Origin of the sequence: Streptomyces katrae, from assembly GCF_002028425.1 — a bacterium.
Taxonomy (GTDB): domain Bacteria; phylum Actinomycetota; class Actinomycetes; order Streptomycetales; family Streptomycetaceae; genus Streptomyces; species Streptomyces katrae_A.
In genome coordinates this window covers 2289751-2306422 of record NZ_CP020042.1, presented here as the reverse complement: position 1 = coordinate 2306422, position 16672 = coordinate 2289751, and the positions used below count along the sequence as shown (strand labels likewise).

15 protein-coding genes are annotated in these 16672 nt (G+C 71.6%); 10 read left to right on the top strand and 5 right to left on the bottom strand.

Features of this window, described 5'->3' with window-relative positions:
* Complete coding sequence (gene pspAA / locus B4U46_RS10500; protein ID WP_079426312.1) at positions 1-279, top strand: PspA-associated protein PspAA; 279 nt, start codon at positions 1-3, stop codon at positions 277-279.
* Between the two features lie 99 nt (positions 280-378).
* Here the strand turns inward: pspAA and B4U46_RS10495 are convergent, their stop codons facing one another.
* Positions 379-1176, bottom strand: a complete 798-nt coding sequence (locus B4U46_RS10495) for a hypothetical protein (protein ID WP_079426310.1) — start codon at positions 1174-1176, stop codon at positions 379-381.
* Between the two features lie 70 nt (positions 1177-1246).
* Between B4U46_RS10495 and B4U46_RS10490 the strand changes: the two genes are divergently transcribed.
* From B4U46_RS10490 to B4U46_RS10480, 3 genes are all read left to right on the top strand, one after another.
* Positions 1247-2068, top strand: a complete 822-nt coding sequence (locus tag B4U46_RS10490) for an adenosylcobinamide-GDP ribazoletransferase (RefSeq protein ID WP_079426308.1) — start codon at positions 1247-1249, stop codon at positions 2066-2068.
* 33 nt (positions 2069-2101) lie between these two features.
* Complete coding sequence (locus B4U46_RS10485) at positions 2102-2821, top strand: response regulator (RefSeq protein WP_079426306.1); 720 nt, start codon at positions 2102-2104, stop codon at positions 2819-2821.
* Positions 2822-2977: 156 nt separating this feature from the next.
* Entirely contained in the window at positions 2978-6106 is a 3129-nt protein-coding gene (locus B4U46_RS10480) for an efflux RND transporter permease subunit (RefSeq protein WP_079426305.1), read from the top strand.
* Between the two features lie 64 nt (positions 6107-6170).
* Here B4U46_RS10480 and nadA read toward each other — a convergent pair whose 3' ends face one another.
* Positions 6171-7358: a quinolinate synthase NadA gene (gene nadA / locus B4U46_RS10475; RefSeq protein WP_079426302.1), complete on the bottom strand. Its 1188-nt coding sequence runs from the start codon at positions 7356-7358 to the stop codon at positions 6171-6173.
* Between the two features lie 335 nt (positions 7359-7693).
* On the opposite strand from nadA, the gene B4U46_RS10470 reads away from it, so the two are divergent.
* Positions 7694-8050: a HesB/IscA family protein gene (locus B4U46_RS10470; protein WP_030029080.1), complete on the top strand. Its 357-nt coding sequence runs from the start codon at positions 7694-7696 to the stop codon at positions 8048-8050.
* A 94-nt stretch (positions 8051-8144) separates the two neighbouring features.
* Here the strand turns inward: B4U46_RS10470 and B4U46_RS10465 are convergent, their stop codons facing one another.
* Together B4U46_RS10465 and B4U46_RS10460 are read right to left on the bottom strand one after the other, a co-directional pair.
* Positions 8145-9623 carry a hypothetical protein gene (locus tag B4U46_RS10465; RefSeq protein WP_079426298.1) on the bottom strand — a complete coding sequence of 493 codons (1479 nt, stop codon included), beginning with the start codon at positions 9621-9623 and terminating at the stop codon, positions 8145-8147.
* 82 nt (positions 9624-9705) lie between these two features.
* The gene (locus B4U46_RS10460; RefSeq protein WP_079426295.1) at positions 9706-9921 is read right to left on the bottom strand and encodes a hypothetical protein; all 216 of its coding nucleotides are present in this window, start codon (positions 9919-9921) and stop codon (positions 9706-9708) included.
* A 225-nt stretch (positions 9922-10146) separates the two neighbouring features.
* On the opposite strand from B4U46_RS10460, the gene B4U46_RS10455 reads away from it, so the two are divergent.
* Together B4U46_RS10455 and B4U46_RS10450 are read left to right on the top strand one after the other, a co-directional pair.
* Positions 10147-10503, top strand: a complete 357-nt coding sequence (locus B4U46_RS10455) for a hypothetical protein (RefSeq protein WP_079426292.1) — start codon at positions 10147-10149, stop codon at positions 10501-10503.
* Positions 10504-10680: 177 nt separating this feature from the next.
* Positions 10681-11658 carry a carbohydrate kinase family protein gene (locus tag B4U46_RS10450; protein ID WP_079426289.1) on the top strand — a complete coding sequence of 326 codons (978 nt, stop codon included), beginning with the start codon at positions 10681-10683 and terminating at the stop codon, positions 11656-11658.
* Positions 11659-11718: 60 nt separating this feature from the next.
* Here the strand turns inward: B4U46_RS10450 and B4U46_RS10445 are convergent, their stop codons facing one another.
* Positions 11719-13101, bottom strand: a complete 1383-nt coding sequence (locus B4U46_RS10445) for a cysteine desulfurase/sulfurtransferase TusA family protein (RefSeq protein ID WP_079426287.1) — start codon at positions 13099-13101, stop codon at positions 11719-11721.
* Positions 13102-13450: 349 nt separating this feature from the next.
* Between B4U46_RS10445 and coxB the strand changes: the two genes are divergently transcribed.
* The 3 genes from coxB to B4U46_RS10430 are packed head-to-tail and all read left to right on the top strand — an operon-like array spanning position 13451 to position 16544.
* Positions 13451-14425 carry a cytochrome c oxidase subunit II gene (gene coxB, locus B4U46_RS10440; protein ID WP_079426284.1) on the top strand — a complete coding sequence of 325 codons (975 nt, stop codon included), beginning with the start codon at positions 13451-13453 and terminating at the stop codon, positions 14423-14425.
* Complete coding sequence (gene ctaD, locus B4U46_RS10435; protein WP_042813652.1) at positions 14422-16149, top strand: cytochrome c oxidase subunit I; 1728 nt, start codon at positions 14422-14424, stop codon at positions 16147-16149. Before coxB ends, ctaD begins: the two co-directional genes overlap by 4 nt.
* On the top strand, positions 16146-16544 hold the full coding sequence (locus tag B4U46_RS10430; protein WP_079426281.1) for a cytochrome c oxidase subunit 4: 399 nt from the start codon (positions 16146-16148) through the stop codon (positions 16542-16544). Before ctaD ends, B4U46_RS10430 begins: the two co-directional genes overlap by 4 nt.
* The last annotated feature ends 128 nt before the right edge of the window (positions 16545-16672 follow it).

The window sequence follows — 16672 nt, the reverse complement described above, 5'->3', positions numbered from 1 at the left end:
ATGATTGTCCGCATCATGGGGGAAGGCCAGCTCAAGGTGGCCGACAGCCACTTCGTCGAGCTGAACAAGCTGGACGACGAGCTCCTGGAGGAGATGGAGTCCGGCGACGAGCCGGGCTTCCGGCGCACGCTGACGGCCCTGCTGGACGCGGTGCGGCGCCTGGGCACTCCGCTGCCCGACGCCGCCCTGGAGCCCTCCGAGCTGATCCTGCCCGCCCCGGACGCGACGCTGGCGCAGGTGCGGGAGATGCTCAGCGACGACGGGCTGATCCCGGGCTGACCGCTCCCGCGCGCACCGGACGCCGTACGTCGGACACCGGCACACGGATACGAGGGCCCGCCCCCCCGGCAGGACGCCGCGTCGGGGCGGGCCCCCGTGTCATCCGCAGCCGTGCCCCGGACCGTCCGCGCTGCCGCCGCCGCTCCTGTGCCGCTCGCGGTCCGGATCGGACAGTCCGCTGATGAAGTTCTCGAACCTGCGGCGCGGCCGGGCCCAGCGCCGGTCGTGGTGGAAGGCCCGCAGTCCCGCCTTGGCGCGGGCGCGCGGCCGGTTGGCGTAGAACCGCTTCGCGTACGGGGAGCCGGGCCGGGCCAGCCGGATCGCGCCGATCAGCGCGACGAAGGGGATGACCGTCCCGAAGACCGCCGTCCGCGGTTTGCCCTTCCACAGGGCGATCAGCGCCAGGAAGAAGTTGGTGGCGGTGTTCATGACGACGAGCCCGCGGCTGTGGCGCTCCCCGGGCGACAGCTCGTTGACCCCGAAGGGCAGGAACCCGCCCAGGACCAGGGCGACCACCGCGGCCGTCAGGACGACGAGCTCCACGCTCTTGCGGCCCTGCTCGCTCCAGTAGACGTCGTCCAGGTGCAGGATCAGCGCGAACTCGTCCAGCACCAGCCCGGCGCCCAGTCCGAAGAGCACGGCCGACAGGCCCGCGCCGAAGCTGTGGCCGCCGCTGCCCACCGCCCCGAACCCGCCGATGATCACCAGGACCACGCCGGGCACCACGTGGTGGACGTGCAGGCCGCCCGGGGTGATGTTCTTGAAGGGGCCCCGTCCCGCCCGGATCAGCCGCGTGATCACACGCGTGACCAGGAACGACAGGACGAACGACAACAACGCGAGCAGCAGCGGGAGCTTGCCCGGCTCGACGATGTTGCGCACCCACCAGTGACCCACGACACCCGCTCCCGATATGACACGTAATGAGCAATTTACCGCTCACCGTAAGCGGGTAGCGTTCGCGCCGATGACAGATTCGACCGACGATCGACCGCCGCTCCCGCCCGAGGAGCGCGCCACCCTGACCGACGGGATCCGCTTCGCCTTCGGCACGCTGACCGTCCTGCCCGCCCGCATCACCCGCTGGGACCGGCCCGCGGCCCGCACCGGCATGGCCTGCGCCCCGCTCGCCGGCCTCGCCGTCGGCCTCCTCGCCACCGTACCCGGCGTCCTCCTGCTGGTCCTCGGCGGCGGCCCCCTGCTCGCCGCCGCCGTCACCACCGCCGTCCCGGCCGTCCTGACCCGCGGGCTCCACCTGGACGGCCTGGCCGACACCGCCGACGGCCTCGGCAGCGCCAAGCCCGCCGAGGACGCCCTGCGGATCATGAAGCAGTCCGACATCGGCCCCTTCGGCGTCATCTCCCTGCTCTTCGTCCTCCTGATCCAGGTCGCCGCCCTCGAACACGCGTACGCCGGCTCCTGGGCCCGGGGCGCGCTCGCCGCCGCGACCGCGGCCGTCACCGCCCGGCTCGCGATGACCCTGGCCTCCCGCCGGGGCGTCCCCGCCGCCCGGCCCGAGGGGCTGGGGGCGGCGGTCGCGGGCGTGGTCCCGCACCGGACGGCGGCCGGGGCGTCCGCCCTGGTCCTCGCCGCCGCCGCCCTGGCCGCCCTCCCGGCCGGCCTGCCCGCCGCCGCACAGCACGCGGCGGCCGTCCTCGCCGGCCTGCTCGCCGCCGAACTCCTGCTGCGCCGCTGCGTGCACCGCTTCGACGGGGTCACCGGCGACGTCTTCGGCGCCCTCTGCGAAACCGCCGCCACCGCCGTCCTGGTCGTCCTCGCCCTGGGCTGACCGGCCGCCACGGCGCCCGCGTACGCTTTCGGGGTGGATCAGACCCAGGCTCAGGAGCGGGGCGCGGACCCCATCAAGGTGCTGCTCGCCGACGACCAGGCGCTGCTGCGCAGCGCGTTCAAGGTGCTGGTCGACTCCGAGCCCGACATGCGGGTCGTCGGGGAGGCCTCCGACGGGGCCCAGGCCTACGCCCTCGCCCGCGAGGCGGGGGCGGACGTGGTCCTCATGGACATCCGCATGCCCGGCACCGACGGGCTCGCCGCCACCCGCATGATCAGCGAGGACCCGCAGTGCTCGGGGGTCCGGGTCGTCATGCTGACCACCTTCGAGGTGGACGAGTACGTGGTCCAGGCCCTGCGCGCCGGAGCCTCCGGCTTCCTCGGCAAGGGCGCCGAGCCCGACGAACTCCTCAACGCCATCCGCCTCGCGGCGGCGGGCGAGGCCCTGCTCTCCCCGGCCGCCACCAAGGGCCTGATCGCCAGCTTCCTCGCCCAGGGCGGCCGCGCCGACGCCCCCGCCGCCGGTTCGGCCCACGCCGAACGGCTCGCCGCGCTGACCGGCCGCGAGCGCGAAGTCCTCGTCCTGGTCGCCGCGGGCCTCTCCAACGACGGCATCGCCGCCCGCCTGGAGGTCAGCCCGCTGACCGTCAAGACGCACGTCAACCGGGCCATGGCCAAGCTCGGCGCCCGGGACCGGGCGCAACTGGTGGTCGTCGCGTACGAATCGGGCCTCGTCCGCCCGCGCGCCGACTGAGACGGGCGACGGCGCGCCGGTCCCGCAGTAGGACGGCGTACTGCGGGCGCGGTATGCCGCGCATAAGGACGGGACCTGGGGCCGACGCAGCCGCGGTCCGGCGTGGGTGAGGCTGGAGGACCCTCGCCCACGTCACAGCAGAGAGAACCCACGCCCATGTCCTGGCTGTCCCGCTTCAGCCTGTCCCAAAGAGCCCTGATCGGCCTCGTGTCGATCGTCGCGCTGCTCTTCGGTGCCATAGCCGTCCCGCAGCTCAAGCAGCAGCTGCTGCCGTCCATCGAACTGCCGATGGTCTCCGTGCTCGCGCCGTACCAGGGCGCCTCGCCCGACGTGGTCGAGAAGCAGGTCGTCGAGCCCATCGAGAACACCCTCAAGGGCGTCGACGGCATCACCGGCATCACCTCCACCGCCAGCGAGGGCAACGCCCTCATCCGCGCCACCTTCGACTACGGCGACAGCGGCACCAAGCAGCTCGTCGCCGACGTCCAGCAGGCCGTCAACCGGGCCCGCGTCCGGCTGCCCGCCGAGGTGGACCCGCAGGTGGTGGCCGGCTCCACCGACGACATCCCGACCGTCGTCCTCGCCGTCACCTCCGACAAGGACCAGCAGGCGCTCGCCGACCAGCTGAACCGTTCCGTCGTCCCCGTCCTGGAGGACCTCGACGGCGTCGGCCGGGTCAGCGTCGAAGGAGTCCGCGACCTCCAGGTCACCATCACCCCCGACAACGCCAAGCTCGCCGCCGCCGGACTCGACGGCGCCACCCTCGCCGAGGGCCTGAAGGCGGGCGGCGCGGCCGTCCCCGCCGGCTCATTCGACGAGCAGGGCAAGAACCGCACCGTCCGCGTCGGCTCCGGCTACACCTCCCTCGCCCAGCTGGAAGACCTCCGGCTGACCGCGGGCCCGGGCAAGCCGGCCGTGCGCCTCGGCGACGTGGCCGCCGTCAGGCAGGAGCCGGCCGCGGCCGACTCCATCACCCGCACCAACGGCAAGCCCAGCCTCGCCGTCGTCCTCACCATGGACAAGGACGGCAGCGCCGTCGCCATCTCCGACGCCGTGAAGGACAAGCTGCCCGAGCTGCGCTCCCAGCTCGGCTCCGGCGCCGCGCTGACCGTCGTCAGCGACCAGGGCCCGGCCGTGGCCCGCTCCATCTCCGGCCTCACCACCGAGGGCCTGCTCGGCCTGGCCTTCGCCGTGATCGTGATCCTGGTCTTCCTGGCCTCGATCCGCTCGACGCTGGTCACCGCGGTGTCCATCCCGCTGTCCGTGGTCCTCGCCCTGATCGTGCTGTGGACCCGCGACCTGTCGCTCAACATGCTGACGCTGGGCGCGCTCACCATCGCCATCGGCCGCGTCGTCGACGACTCGATCGTGGTCCTGGAGAACATCAAGCGCCACCTCGGCTACGGCGAGGAGCGCGAGGCCGCGATCACCGCCGCCGTCAAGGAGGTGGCCGGCGCGGTCACCTCCTCCACCCTCACCACCGTCGCCGTCTTCCTGCCGATCGGCCTGGTCGGCGGCATGATCGGCGAGCTCTTCGGCTCCTTCTCGCTCACCGTCACCGCCGCCCTGCTGGCCTCGCTGCTGGTTTCCCTGACGGTGGTCCCGGTCCTCTCGTACTGGTTCCTGCGCGCCCCCAAGGGCGTCTCGTCGGCGGACGCCGAAAGCCGCGCGCGGGCCCGCCGCGAGGCCGAGGAGAAGGAGGCGAACAGCCGCCTCCAGCGCCTCTACGTGCGGGTCCTGGGCTTCGCCACCCGGCGCCGCCTGACCAGCATCGCGATCGCGGCCGTGGTCCTGGTCGCCACCTTCGGGATGACCCCGCTGCTGAAGACCAACTTCTTCGACCAGGGCGAGCAGGACGTCCTGACGGTCAAGCAGGAACTGCCCGCCGGTACCTCCCTGGCCGCTTCCGACGAGGCGAGCCGCAAGGTGGAGCGGGCCCTGGCCTCCGTCGACGGGGTCAAGGACTACCAGGTCACCGTCGGCTCCTCCGGCTTCCTCGCGGCCTTCGGCGGCGGTACGGGCACCAACCAGGCCTCCTACCAGGTCACGCTGGACGACGCCGGGCACTCCGAGGACGTCAAGCAGCGCATCCAGGACGCCCTCGGCAAGCTCCAGGGCATCGGCGACACCTCCATCTCGGCGGGCGGCGGCTTCGGCAGCCAGAACCTGAGCGTGGTCGTCAAGGCCGGCGACGGCGCCGTCCTCGCCAAGGCCGCCGAGCAGGTCCGCGCCGAGGTGGCCACCCTCAAGGACGTCACCGACGTCCAGAGCGACCTCGCCCAGTCCGTGCCCCGGATCTCGGTGACCGCCACCCCGAAGACCGCCGAGGCCGGCCTCAACCAGGCCGCGCTGGGCGCGATCGTCGCCCAGGCCGTCCGCGGCAACCCGGCGGGCAAGGCCGTACTGGACGACACCGAGCGCGACATCGTCATCCGCTCCGCCCACCCGGCCACCACCCTGGCCGAACTCCGGGACCTGCCCGTCGGCCCCGCCAGGCTCGGCGACATCGCCGAGGTCAAGGAGGTCCCCGGCCCGGTCGCGATGACCCGGATCGACGGCGCCCGCGCCGCCACCATCACCGCCAAGCCGGTCGGCGACAACACCGGCGCGGTGAGCGCCGCCCTGCAGACCAAGCTCAAGGCGCTGGACCTCCCCGAAGGGGCCACGGCCTCCATCGGCGGCGTCTCCCAGGACCAGGACGAGGCCTTCGGCTCGCTGGGGCTGGCCATGCTCGCGGCCGTCGCGATCGTCTTCATGCTGCTGGTCGCGACCTTCCGCTCGCTGGTCCAGCCGCTGATCCTGCTGGTCTCCATCCCCTTCGCCGCCACCGGCGCCCTCGGCCTGCTCATCGTCACCGGCACCCCCATGGGCGTCCCCGCGATGATCGGCATGCTGATGCTCATCGGCATCGTGGTCACCAACGCCATCGTCCTGATCGACCTCGTCAACCAGTACCGGGCCCAGGGCCTCGGCGTGGTCGAGGCGGTCGTCGAGGGCGGCCGGCACCGTCTGCGCCCCATCCTGATGACGGCACTGGCGACGATCTTCGCCCTGCTCCCGATGGCGCTGGGCGTCACCGGTGAGGGCGGCTTCATCTCGCAGCCGCTCGCGGTGGTCGTCATCGGCGGCCTGGTCAGCTCCACCCTGCTGACGCTGCTGCTCGTCCCGACCCTGTACACGGCGATCGAGCTGCGCAAGGAACGCCGCCGCGAGCGCCGCTCGGCCAGGCGGGAGGCGAAGCTGACGGTGGTCCCGTCGGTGGACGAGGACCGGGTCAAGGTCTGACCCCGTGAACGCCGAAGGGGCGCCCCCTCACCGGGGGGCGCCCCTTCGTGCGTGTCCGGGCCGCCTACGGGAGGGCGAGCATGCGCTCCAGCGCGAGCTTGGCGAAGCTCTCGGTCTCCTTGTCGACCTGGATCCGGTTGACGAGGTTGCCCTCGGCCAGGGACTCCAGGGTCCACACCAGGTGGGGGAGGTCGATGCGGTTCATCGTCGAGCAGAAGCAGACCGTCTTGTCGAGGAAGACGACTTCCTTGTCCTCGGCGGCGAATCGATTCGCCAGCCGCTTGACGAGGTTCAGCTCGGTGCCGATGGCCCACTTGGAGCCGGCCGGGGCCGCCTCCAGCGCCTTGATGATGTACTCCGTCGAGCCGACGTAGTCCGCGGCGGCGACGACCTCGTGCTTGCACTCGGGGTGCACCAGCACGTTGACGCCCGGGATCCGCTCGCGCACGTCGTTGACCGAGTCCAGGCTGAACCGGCCGTGGACCGAGCAGTGCCCGCGCCACAGGATCATCTTCGCGCCGCGCAGCTGCTCGGCGGTCAGCCCGCCGTTCGGCTTGTGCGGGTTGTAGAGCACGCAGTCGTCCAGGGACATGCCCATGTCGCGGACCGCGGTGTTGCGGCCCAGGTGCTGGTCGGGGAGGAAGAGCACCTTCTCGCCCTGCTCGAAGGCCCACTCCAGGGCCTTCTTCGCGTTGGACGAGGTACAGATCGTGCCGCCGTGCTTGCCGGTGAAGGCCTTGATGTCGGCGGAGGAGTTCATGTACGAGACGGGCACGGTGCTGCCGGCGATCCCGGCCTCGGTGAGCACGTCCCAGCACTCGGCGACCTGCTCGGCGGTGGCCATGTCGGCCATCGAGCAGCCGGCCGCGAGGTCGGGCAGGACGACCTTCTGGTCGTCGGAGGTCAGGATGTCCGCGGACTCGGCCATGAAGTGCACGCCGCAGAAGACGATGTACTCGGCCTCCGGCTTGGCGGCCGCGTCGCGGGCGAGCTTGAAGGAGTCGCCGGTGACGTCGGCGAACTCGATGACCTCGTCACGCTGGTAGTGGTGCCCCAGGATGAAGACCTTGTCCCCGAGCTTCTCCTTGGCCGCGCGGGCGCGGGCCACCAGGTCCGGGTCCGACGGCGAGGGCAGGTCGCCGGGGCACTCCACGCCGCGCTCGCTCTTGGGGTCGGACTCGCGGCCGAGCAGCAGCAGGGCAAGGGGCGTCGGCTGGACGTCCAAGGGCTGGGCGGTGGTCACGACACGCACCCTTTCTGTTCTGCGACTAGGTGCCTTCCGAAGAGGGCTTCCGAAGGCGTCACTTCGACTTCTCGTCTATATGACGCTATCTATCATAGCCGCTTCACGTCACTTTGACGATGGCGATAATGTCGATGTGACGCATTCGCCCGCTCCGGAGCGGCACACTCCACCGGCCCTCCGCAAGGGGTCCACCGCTCCCCACGGGTGTGCGAGCATGAATATCTGAAACAAGGCGCCGGACCCGGAATGAAACCGCGGTCCCGCTGGTTGCCACCGACGGCAAGAGTCCGACGTTTCCCCAGCCTCAGGCGGGGAGCCGCCCACTTCGGGAGTGAATGCAGATGTCCGTACAGGACGACAAGACCACTGTGAGCGACGGCATCCTCCTGTCCGACGCCGCCGCCGAGAAGGTCCGCACCCTGCTCGAGCAGGAAGGCCGCGATGACCTGGCGCTGCGCGTCGCCGTCCAGCCCGGCGGCTGCTCCGGCCTGCGCTACCAGCTCTTCTTCGACGAGCGCTCCCTCGACGGCGACGTCGTCAAGGACTTCGACGGCGTCAAGGTCGTCACCGACCGCATGAGCGCCCCCTACCTGGGCGGCGCCTCCATCGACTTCGTCGACACCATCGAGAAGCAGGGCTTCACGATCGACAACCCGAACGCCACCGGCTCCTGCGCCTGCGGCGACTCCTTCAGCTAAACCCGGCTGAACGCGCACGACGAGGGCCCGGGCCCCGGTCGATCCGACCGGGCCCGGGCCCTCGCCCGTTCCGTTCCCCTGCCGCAGGGCCCGCCTACTGGCGGGGCAGCGTCTTGCCCGTCGTCGCGTCGACCACCTTGCGCTCGCCCAGCGGCTGCTGGAGCTGCGCCGTGACGGACATCTCCTTCGCCAGCATGATGCAGGCCTGGCCGGGCTTGTTCGGGGTGTCCGTGATCTTCACCAGCACCGAGCCGGCCTCCTCCCGCGCCTCCAGGGCGTAGGTGCTGCACACCCCGCCCCAGAAGTTGACCGTCAGCGTCCGGTCGGCCTGCGCGTACGAGAACCCGGGAACGGTGCGGCCCTGCGGGGGCACCGGAGCGGTGGTGGCGCCGTCCTCCTCGGCCGCGGGCTGGACCACCGTGCGGCCCGGCTTGCCGTCCGCGCCGGCCACCTCGAACAGCCAGGCCGGCACGAGGCCCCGCCCGCCGTCGACCGTGCCCCCGACCAGCCCGAGCACCGCCCCCTTGACGCTCTCCGTCTTCGGCGGCTTCATCGGGCGCGGCTCCGGGTTGCAGGGCAGGGTGTCCGTGGCCCCCGTCGCGGTGTCCGGGGTCAGCGGCACCGAGGTCGCACAGCCGCTCGGGCCGGTGCCGGTGCCGTTCCCGGGCCTGCTCGCCGCGTTGAGCCGGTTGAGGGCCTCGGCCGCGCCGATCACGCGCTGCTCGGCCGCGCGGACCGGCGCCTTCAGCTCACCGCTGCCCGCCACCACCGCGCCGTCCGCCCCGACCGTGACCCGGCTGGACCAGCCCTGCGTGGGCAGACCGCCCACCACCGGGTCGGCCACCACCACCCGTACCGAGCCCGTCACCAGGCGGGCGTCCACCTTCGCGTCGCCCTGCCCGGCGGCCGCGAGGACCGGGGCCGCCGCTGCCTTCGCGGCCTGCTCCGAGACCGGCGTGCCCGAGCCCGTGCCCGTGTCCTGAGGCGCGGCCGGCTTCGCCCCGCCGGCCCCCTCGGGGAGCGTGGCGGGGCCGCAGGTGTCCTTCCCGCGCACGCAGTCGTCGCCCGCGCCGGTGCCCGTGCCGCCGCCCTGGAAGCGGGAGAAGCTCCAGGTGCCGGGGGCCTTGCGGGTGACGCTCAGCCGGGGCCCGGAGCCGTCGCCGGACTCCCCGGCCAGCCACTGCTCACCGCTGAGCCGGGGCGCGCCGGAGATCCCGAGGGCCTGCGCGAGCCGGGCCACCTCCTCCGCGCCGACCTCCCCGGAAGCGGCGAAGGAGGGCGCGGACGCCGGGCCCTGGGGGAGCGGCACGTCCGCCCGGTAGGTCACCCCGGCGCCGTTGGGGTCCGGTTCCCCGGGGGCGATGCCCGGCCCGGAGGGGGACCCGGCATCCCGCGGGGCGACGGCCGCGGTGTCACCCGTACGGGCGCGGCCGCCGGGGGCGTCGCCGTAGGCCGTCGACGCCCAGTAGGCCGTACCGCCGCCGGCCAGCAGGACGGCGGCCGCGATGGAGCCGATGGCCCAGGCCGGCCGCCGTCGTGTGGCGCGTGATGTATCGGGTTGTTCGCTGGTCACCGCTCGCTCCTTCGCGTGTCCCGCCGTACGTGATGCGGGTGTGACGCGCCGACCGCGAAACCGGTTCCCCTCTCTTTCCCCCCTACTCTCCGTACTCCGCCGTGGCGGCGATCAGCCGGGCGGAGGCGGGCGGGACGCTGACCCCGTGGATCTGGGACGGAGCCACCCGGACCGGCCGCGGCTCCGGCGGGACCGCCCAGTGCGGGGCCATACGGGCGCAGTCGCCGAGGAGCCGGGCGAAGCCGGGGCGCGGGTCGGCGGCGTACTCGGTGTAACCGAAACCATCGGTAGAGGTCATGGGGGCACGGTAGGCACGCCACGTCGGGCGAAGGAAGTCCTACTACGGGGTAGTTTCGGCCGGTCGGCCGGGGCGCGGGGACGGGCGGTGGCGCGGGGGATGCCTCCGAACGGGTGGCGGCCCGGGACGCGCGGGGACGCGCGGCCGGGCGGATCGATTCGGCACCGCACGCCCCTTCTAGGGTCGGGCCCGCACCATCCTTGATCATCTGAGGAACGGACCCCCATGAAGCCGCGCACCACCCTGGGCGCCTGCCTCGGCGCCCTCACCCTTCTCCTGTCGATGGCCGGCCCGGCCCAGGCCGCCGAGGGCAACTTCCACTACAAGTACGTCGACGGCTACGGCCAGGAGCGGGTCGTCACGCTGCACGACCCGGAGAGCGGCCACTGCATCAACCTCCACGCCGTCGGCGACGACGACGAGCTGCCGGGCTACGGCCCGCACAACGAGACCGACACCCCGGTGACCGTCTACCTCGGCGCCGGCTGCAAGGGCGCCAGCTGGGGGCTGAAGGCCCACGGCAAGCCGGCCCGGGACGCCCTTGAGGTCCGCTCGGTCCGCTTCGGAGACCCGGCCGCCTAGCCCCCGTGCACGCGGCTGCCCCGTCCCGTTCCGCGACCACGGGACGGGGCCGCCCCGGGGCGGCGGGGTGGACATCCGGCCAGGCCGGTGCGCAGGGTTCCGGCCGATGGTGACCGCCATCGCGCGGAACGGTAACTTTGACTGTCACCCGCCGTCATCCGCAGGAGCATCCACGCCGTGCGCATCGCAGTCACCGGCTCCATCGCCACCGACCACCTCATGACCTTCCCGGGCCGCTTCGCCGACCAGTTCGTCGCCGACCAGCTCCACACGGTCTCCCTCTCCTTCCTCGTCGACAACCTCGACGTGCGGCGGGGCGGCGTCGGCCCGAACATCTGCTTCGGCATGGGCCAGCTCGGCAGCCGCCCGATCCTCGTCGGCGCGGCCGGCTCCGACTTCGACGAGTACCGCGCCTGGCTGGACCGGCACGGGGTGGACACGGCCTCCGTGCGGATCTCCGAGGTGCTGCACACCGCGCGCTTCGTGTGCACCACGGACGCCGACCACAACCAGATCGGCTCCTTCTACACGGGCGCGATGAGCGAGGCCCGCCAGATCGAGCTGAAGGCCGTCGCCGACCGGGTGGGCGGGCTGGACCTGGTCCTCATCGGCGCCGACGACCCCGAGGCGATGCTCCGTCACACGGAGGAGTGCCGCACCCGCGGGATCCCCTTCGCCGCGGACTTCTCGCAGCAGATCGCCCGCATGGACGGCGACAACATCCGCACCCTGATGGAGGGGGCGACGTACCTCTTCTCGAACGAGTACGAGAAGGGCCTCATCGAGAGCAAGTCCGGCTGGACCGACGAGGAGATCCTCGCCAAGGTCGGCACCCGCGTCACCACGCTGGGCGCCAAGGGCGTGCGGATCGAGCGGGCCGGGCAGGAGCCGATCCTGGTCGGCTGCCCCGAGGAGACGGCGAAGGTCGACCCGACCGGTGTCGGCGACGCGTTCCGGGCCGGGTTCCTGACCGGGCTGGGCTGGGGCGTCGGCCTGGAGCGGGCCGCGCAGCTGGGCTGCATGCTGGCCACGCTGGTCATCGAGACCCTGGGCACCCAGGAGTACACGCTGGCCCGTGCGCACTTCATGGAGCGCTTCACGAAGGCGTACGGCGACGACGCCGCCGCCGAGGTCCGCGCCCACCTGCAGGCGTAGCCGCCGCTCCCGGGGGCGCTGCGCGGGGCCGGGAGACGGCTCCGCGCAGCGGGCCCGGGGTCAGACCGCCCGGCGGACCCGGTAGGCGACGGCCTCCCCGTGCGGGGTCTCGCCCAGGTAGTCGTGCCCCCGCAGCACGCACCACGCCGGGATGTCCAGCCGGGCCACCTCGTCGTCCGACAGCACCGTCACCGTCCCACCGACGGGAACGGTGAGGATGGCCCGGGCCAGCTCGATCACCGGCTGCGGGCAGCGCAGCCCGAGGGCGTCGACCTCCACCGACTCCGCCACCGGCGGGGCGGAGGGCGCGGCGTCCGGGACGCCGAGCTTCGCCCGGACCTCGGCCACCGCGCGCGGCAGCACCTCCAGGAAGCCGTTGACCTCCTCGGCCGTGGTGCCCCGCGGCAGCGACACCCGTACGTTCCCCTCCGACAGCACCCCCATCGCCCGCAGCACGTGACTCGGGGTCAGCGTGGAGCTCGTACACGAGGAGCCCGAGGAGACCGACCAGCCCGCGCGGTCCAGTTCGTGCAGCAGGGTCTCGCCGTCGACGTACAGGCAGGAGAACGTCACCAGGTGCGGCAGCCGCCGGTCCGCGTGCCCGGCCACCTCCACGTCCGGCACCAGCCGGGCCACCCGCCGCCGGATCCGGTCCACCAGCACCCTCAGCCGCGCCGCCTCCGCGTCCGCCTCGGCCCGCACCGCCCGCAGGGAGGCGGCCGCCGCCACGACGGCCGGAAGGTTGCCGAAGCCGGGGGAGCGGCCCGACTCCCGTTCGTCGGCGGGGCCTTGGGGGGCGAAGCGGACCCCCTTGCGGACGGCCAGCAGGCCGACCCCGGGCGGGCCGCCCCACTTGTGGGAACTGGCCGTCAGCACCGACCAGGCGCCCTCCACCGGGCCCCAGCCCAGCGACTGCGCCGCGTCGACCAGCAGCGGCACCCCCGCCGCCGCGCAGAGTTCGGCCACCTCCGCCACCGGCTGGACCGTGCCCACCTCGTGGTTGGCCGACTGGAGGCACGCCAGAGCCGTGGTCGAGGACAGGACGGAGCCGTACGCGTCGGGCGCGACCGCGCCGAGGCGGTCCACCGCAACCTCCGTCACCGTCCCCCCGGCGGCCGCGTGCGCCTGCGCCGCGTGGAGAACGGAGCTGTGCTCGACCGCCGACACCACCAGGTGGCCGCCGACCCGCCGGCGCCCGGCGAGCGCCCCCGCGACCCCCGCGTGAACCGCGTGCGTCCCCGAAGGAGTGAACACGAGCTCGTCGGGGCGACATCCCACCGCCTCGGCCGCGGCCTCCCGCGCCGCGTCCAGCAGCAGCCGGGCCCGCCTCCCTTCCCGGTACAGCCGGGCCGGGTCCGCCCAGCCCTCGTCCAGTGCGGCCTGCAGCGCCTGCCGGGCCACGGGGTGCAGCGGGGCGGCGGACGCGGTGTCGAAGTACGGCATCCGGCCACCGTAAGGCAGGGGCGGCGGGGGCAGGGGGGTTGAGGGGGTCCCGCCCCTCTCGGCGGGTCCCGTCCCGGGACGCCGCCCTGGTCAGGGCCGGGTTCAGGGGCCGTCAGATGCCGTCCGCAGCCCGCCGTTCAGGGCCGGACGGCCCGTCCCCCGTACGGCGGATCCATCCCTTCGGGGGCAGTAGCGGCGCGTTGGGCACCCTCCCCGCGCGGCCTCAAATAGCGTCCAGTAGGGTTTGGTCCGCATAAACATCCAAACCCCTGCCTGCGTCAGGGCCGGCGACCGACCCGAACACGGCCGCGGCCGGCCGCGCGGGCCGAGACTCTCGGGAAGGCGCTACGTGAGTCCCTACGGCTCCGACCGCTCGCCGCGGCGCCCGATGCGGCGGAAGCTGCTGCAGGCGCTGACTGCGGGCGTGGTCCTGGCGACCGCCACTGGTTGCTCGTACAACTGGAAAAGCTTCCCCCGCCTCGGTATGCCCACCCCGGTCACGGAGGAGGCGCCTCGCATCCTCTCCCTGTGGCAGGGATCCTGGGCGGCCGCTCTCATCACGGGCATCCTGGTCTGGGGCCTGATCATGTGGAGCGTCATCTTCCACCGGCGTAGCCGGACGAAGATCGAGGTCCCCGCGCAGACCCGGTACAACATGCCCATCGAGGCGCTGTACACGGTGGTCCCGCTCATCATCGTCTCGGTGCTCTTCTACTTCACCGCGCGTGATGAGTCGAAGCTCCTCACCCTCTCCGCGAAGCCGGCGCACACGATCAACGTGATCGGCTTCCAGTGGAGCTGGGGCTTCAACTACGTCGAGAACGTCGACGGCGACGCCGCTACTCCGAAGGCGGGTGTGGTTCCGAAGGAGCTCGCCTCCCTCCCGGACCGGTTCACCAAGGAATTCCCCGCGGGCGCCGAGGGCGTCTACGACAAGGGCGTCCCCGGCGACCGGAACGCGGACACCAACAACCCGGGGCCGACCCTCTACCTGCCCAAGGGCGAGAAGGTCCGCTTCATCCTGTCGTCGAACGACGTCATCCACTCCTTCTGGGTGGTGCCCTTCCTGTTCAAGCAGGACGTCATCCCCGGTCACACCAATGTCTTCGAGGTCACCCCGACCCAGGAAGGCACCTTCGTGGGCAAGTGTGCCGAGCTCTGCGGCGTCGACCACTCCCGCATGCTCTTCAACGTGAAGGTCGTCTCCCCCGCGGAGTACCAGGCCCACCTGAAGCAGCTGGCGGAGAAGGGTCAGACCGGCTTCCTGCCGGCCGGCATCAAGCAGACTGACCCCGCCCGGAATGCGGAAGTGAACAAACTGTGAGCATCCTCAACGAATCCCAGGGTGCCGCCGCCGACTCGTATGAAAACGAGCTGCCGGTACGGCGCAAGCAGCCGGGCAACGTGGTCGTCAAGTGGCTCACCACCACCGACCACAAGACCATCGGCACGATGTACCTGGTCACGTCGTTCGTGTTCTTCCTGATCGGCGGCATCCTGGCGCTCTTCATGCGCGCCGAGCTGGCCCGTCCGGGCACGCAGATCATGTCGAACGAGCAGTTCAACCAGGCGTTCACCATGCATGGCACGATCATGCTGCTGATGTTCGCGACCCCGCTGTTCGCCGGTTTCGCCAACTGGATCATGCCGCTGCAGATCGGCGCGCCCGACGTGGCGTTCCCGCGGCTGAACATGTTCGCCTACTGGCTGTACCTCTTCGGTTCGACCATCGCGGTGGCCGGCTTCGTCACCCCTTCGGGTGCGGCCGACTTCGGCTGGTTCGCCTACTCCCCGCTGTCGGACGCCGTCCGCTCGCCGGGCATCGGCGCCGACATGTGGATCATGGGTCTGGCCTTCTCCGGCTTCGGTACGATCCTCGGCTCGGTCAACTTCATCACCACGATCATCTGCATGCGCGCTCCGGGCATGACGATGTTCCGCATGCCGATCTTCACCTGGAACGTGCTGCTGACCGGTGTCCTGGTCCTGCTGGCCTTCCCGGTCCTGGCCGCCGCGCTCTTCGCGCTGGAGGCCGACCGCAAGTTCGGTGCGCACGTGTTCGACGCGGCCAACGGCGGCGCCTTGCTGTGGCAACACCTCTTCTGGTTCTTCGGACACCCAGAGGTGTACATCATCGCGCTACCGTTCTTCGGCATCGTCTCCGAGATCATCCCGGTCTTCTCCCGCAAGCCGATGTTCGGCTACATCGGCCTGATCGCCGCGACGATCGCGATCGCCGGCCTCTCGGTGACCGTGTGGGCCCACCACATGTACGTCACCGGCGGTGTGCTGCTGCCGTTCTTCTCCTTCATGACCTTCCTGATCGCGGTCCCGACCGGTGTGAAGTTCTTCAACTGGATCGGCACCATGTGGAAGGGCTCGCTGTCCTTCGAGACCCCGATGCTCTGGACGATCGGCTTCCTGGTCACCTTCACCTTCGGTGGTCTGACCGGCGTCATCCTGGCCTCGCCCCCGATGGACTTCCACGTCTCCGACTCGTACTTCGTCGTCGCGCACTTCCACTACGTCGTCTTCGGCACCGTGGTGTTCGCGATGTTCGCCGGCTTCCACTTCTGGTGGCCGAAGTTCACGGGCAAGATGCTGGACGAGCGCCTCGGCAAGATCACCTTCTGGACGCTGTTCATCGGCTTCCACGGCACGTTCCTGGTCCAGCACTGGCTGGGTGCCGAGGGCATGCCGCGCCGCTACGCGGACTACCTCGCCGCCGACGGCTTCACCACGCTGAACACGATCTCGACGATCAGCTCCTTCGTCCTCGGCCTCTCCTTCCTGCCGTTCATGTACAACGTCTGGAAGACCGCCAAGTACGGCAAGAAGATCGAGGTCGACGACCCGTGGGGCTACGGCCGTTCGCTCGAGTGGGCGACCTCCTGCCCGCCGCCGCGGCACAACTTCCTCACCCTGCCGCGCATCCGCAGTGAATCGCCGGCGTTCGACCTGCACCACCCGGAGATCGCGGCCCTCGACCACCTCGAGGACCACGCCCCGGCGAAGGCCGTCACCGGTGGCAAGGAGGCCGGCAAGTGAAGATCCAGGGCAAGATGTTCCTCTGGCTCTCCGTCTTCATCCTGGTCATGACCGTCGTCTACGGCGTCTGGTCCAAGGAGCCGGTCGGAACCACCGCTCTCGCGCTGGCCTTCGGCCTGAGCGCCATGATCGGCTACTACCTGGCCTTCACGGCCCGGCGCGTGGACGAGATGGCCCAGGACAACCTGGAGGCCGACGTCGCCGACGAGGCGGGCGAGCTGGGGTTCTTCTCCCCGCACAGCTGGCAGCCGCTCTCGCTGGGCATCGGCGGCGCGCTCGCGTTCATGGGCGTCATCTTCGGCTGGTGGCTCATGTACTTCTCGGCCCCGATCATCCTGATCGGCCTGTGGGGCTGGGTGTACGAGTACTACCGCGGTGAGAACCAGAACCAGTAGGCGGTAGCCGTACCAGCCCTGCAGGGGCGGTACAGAAGCAGTGCAGAGGGGCCCGGACACCTTTTCGGAGGAGTCCGGGCCCCTCGTTTGCAGTCACCCCGCGCGACGTAATAGTCATATGTTCATAG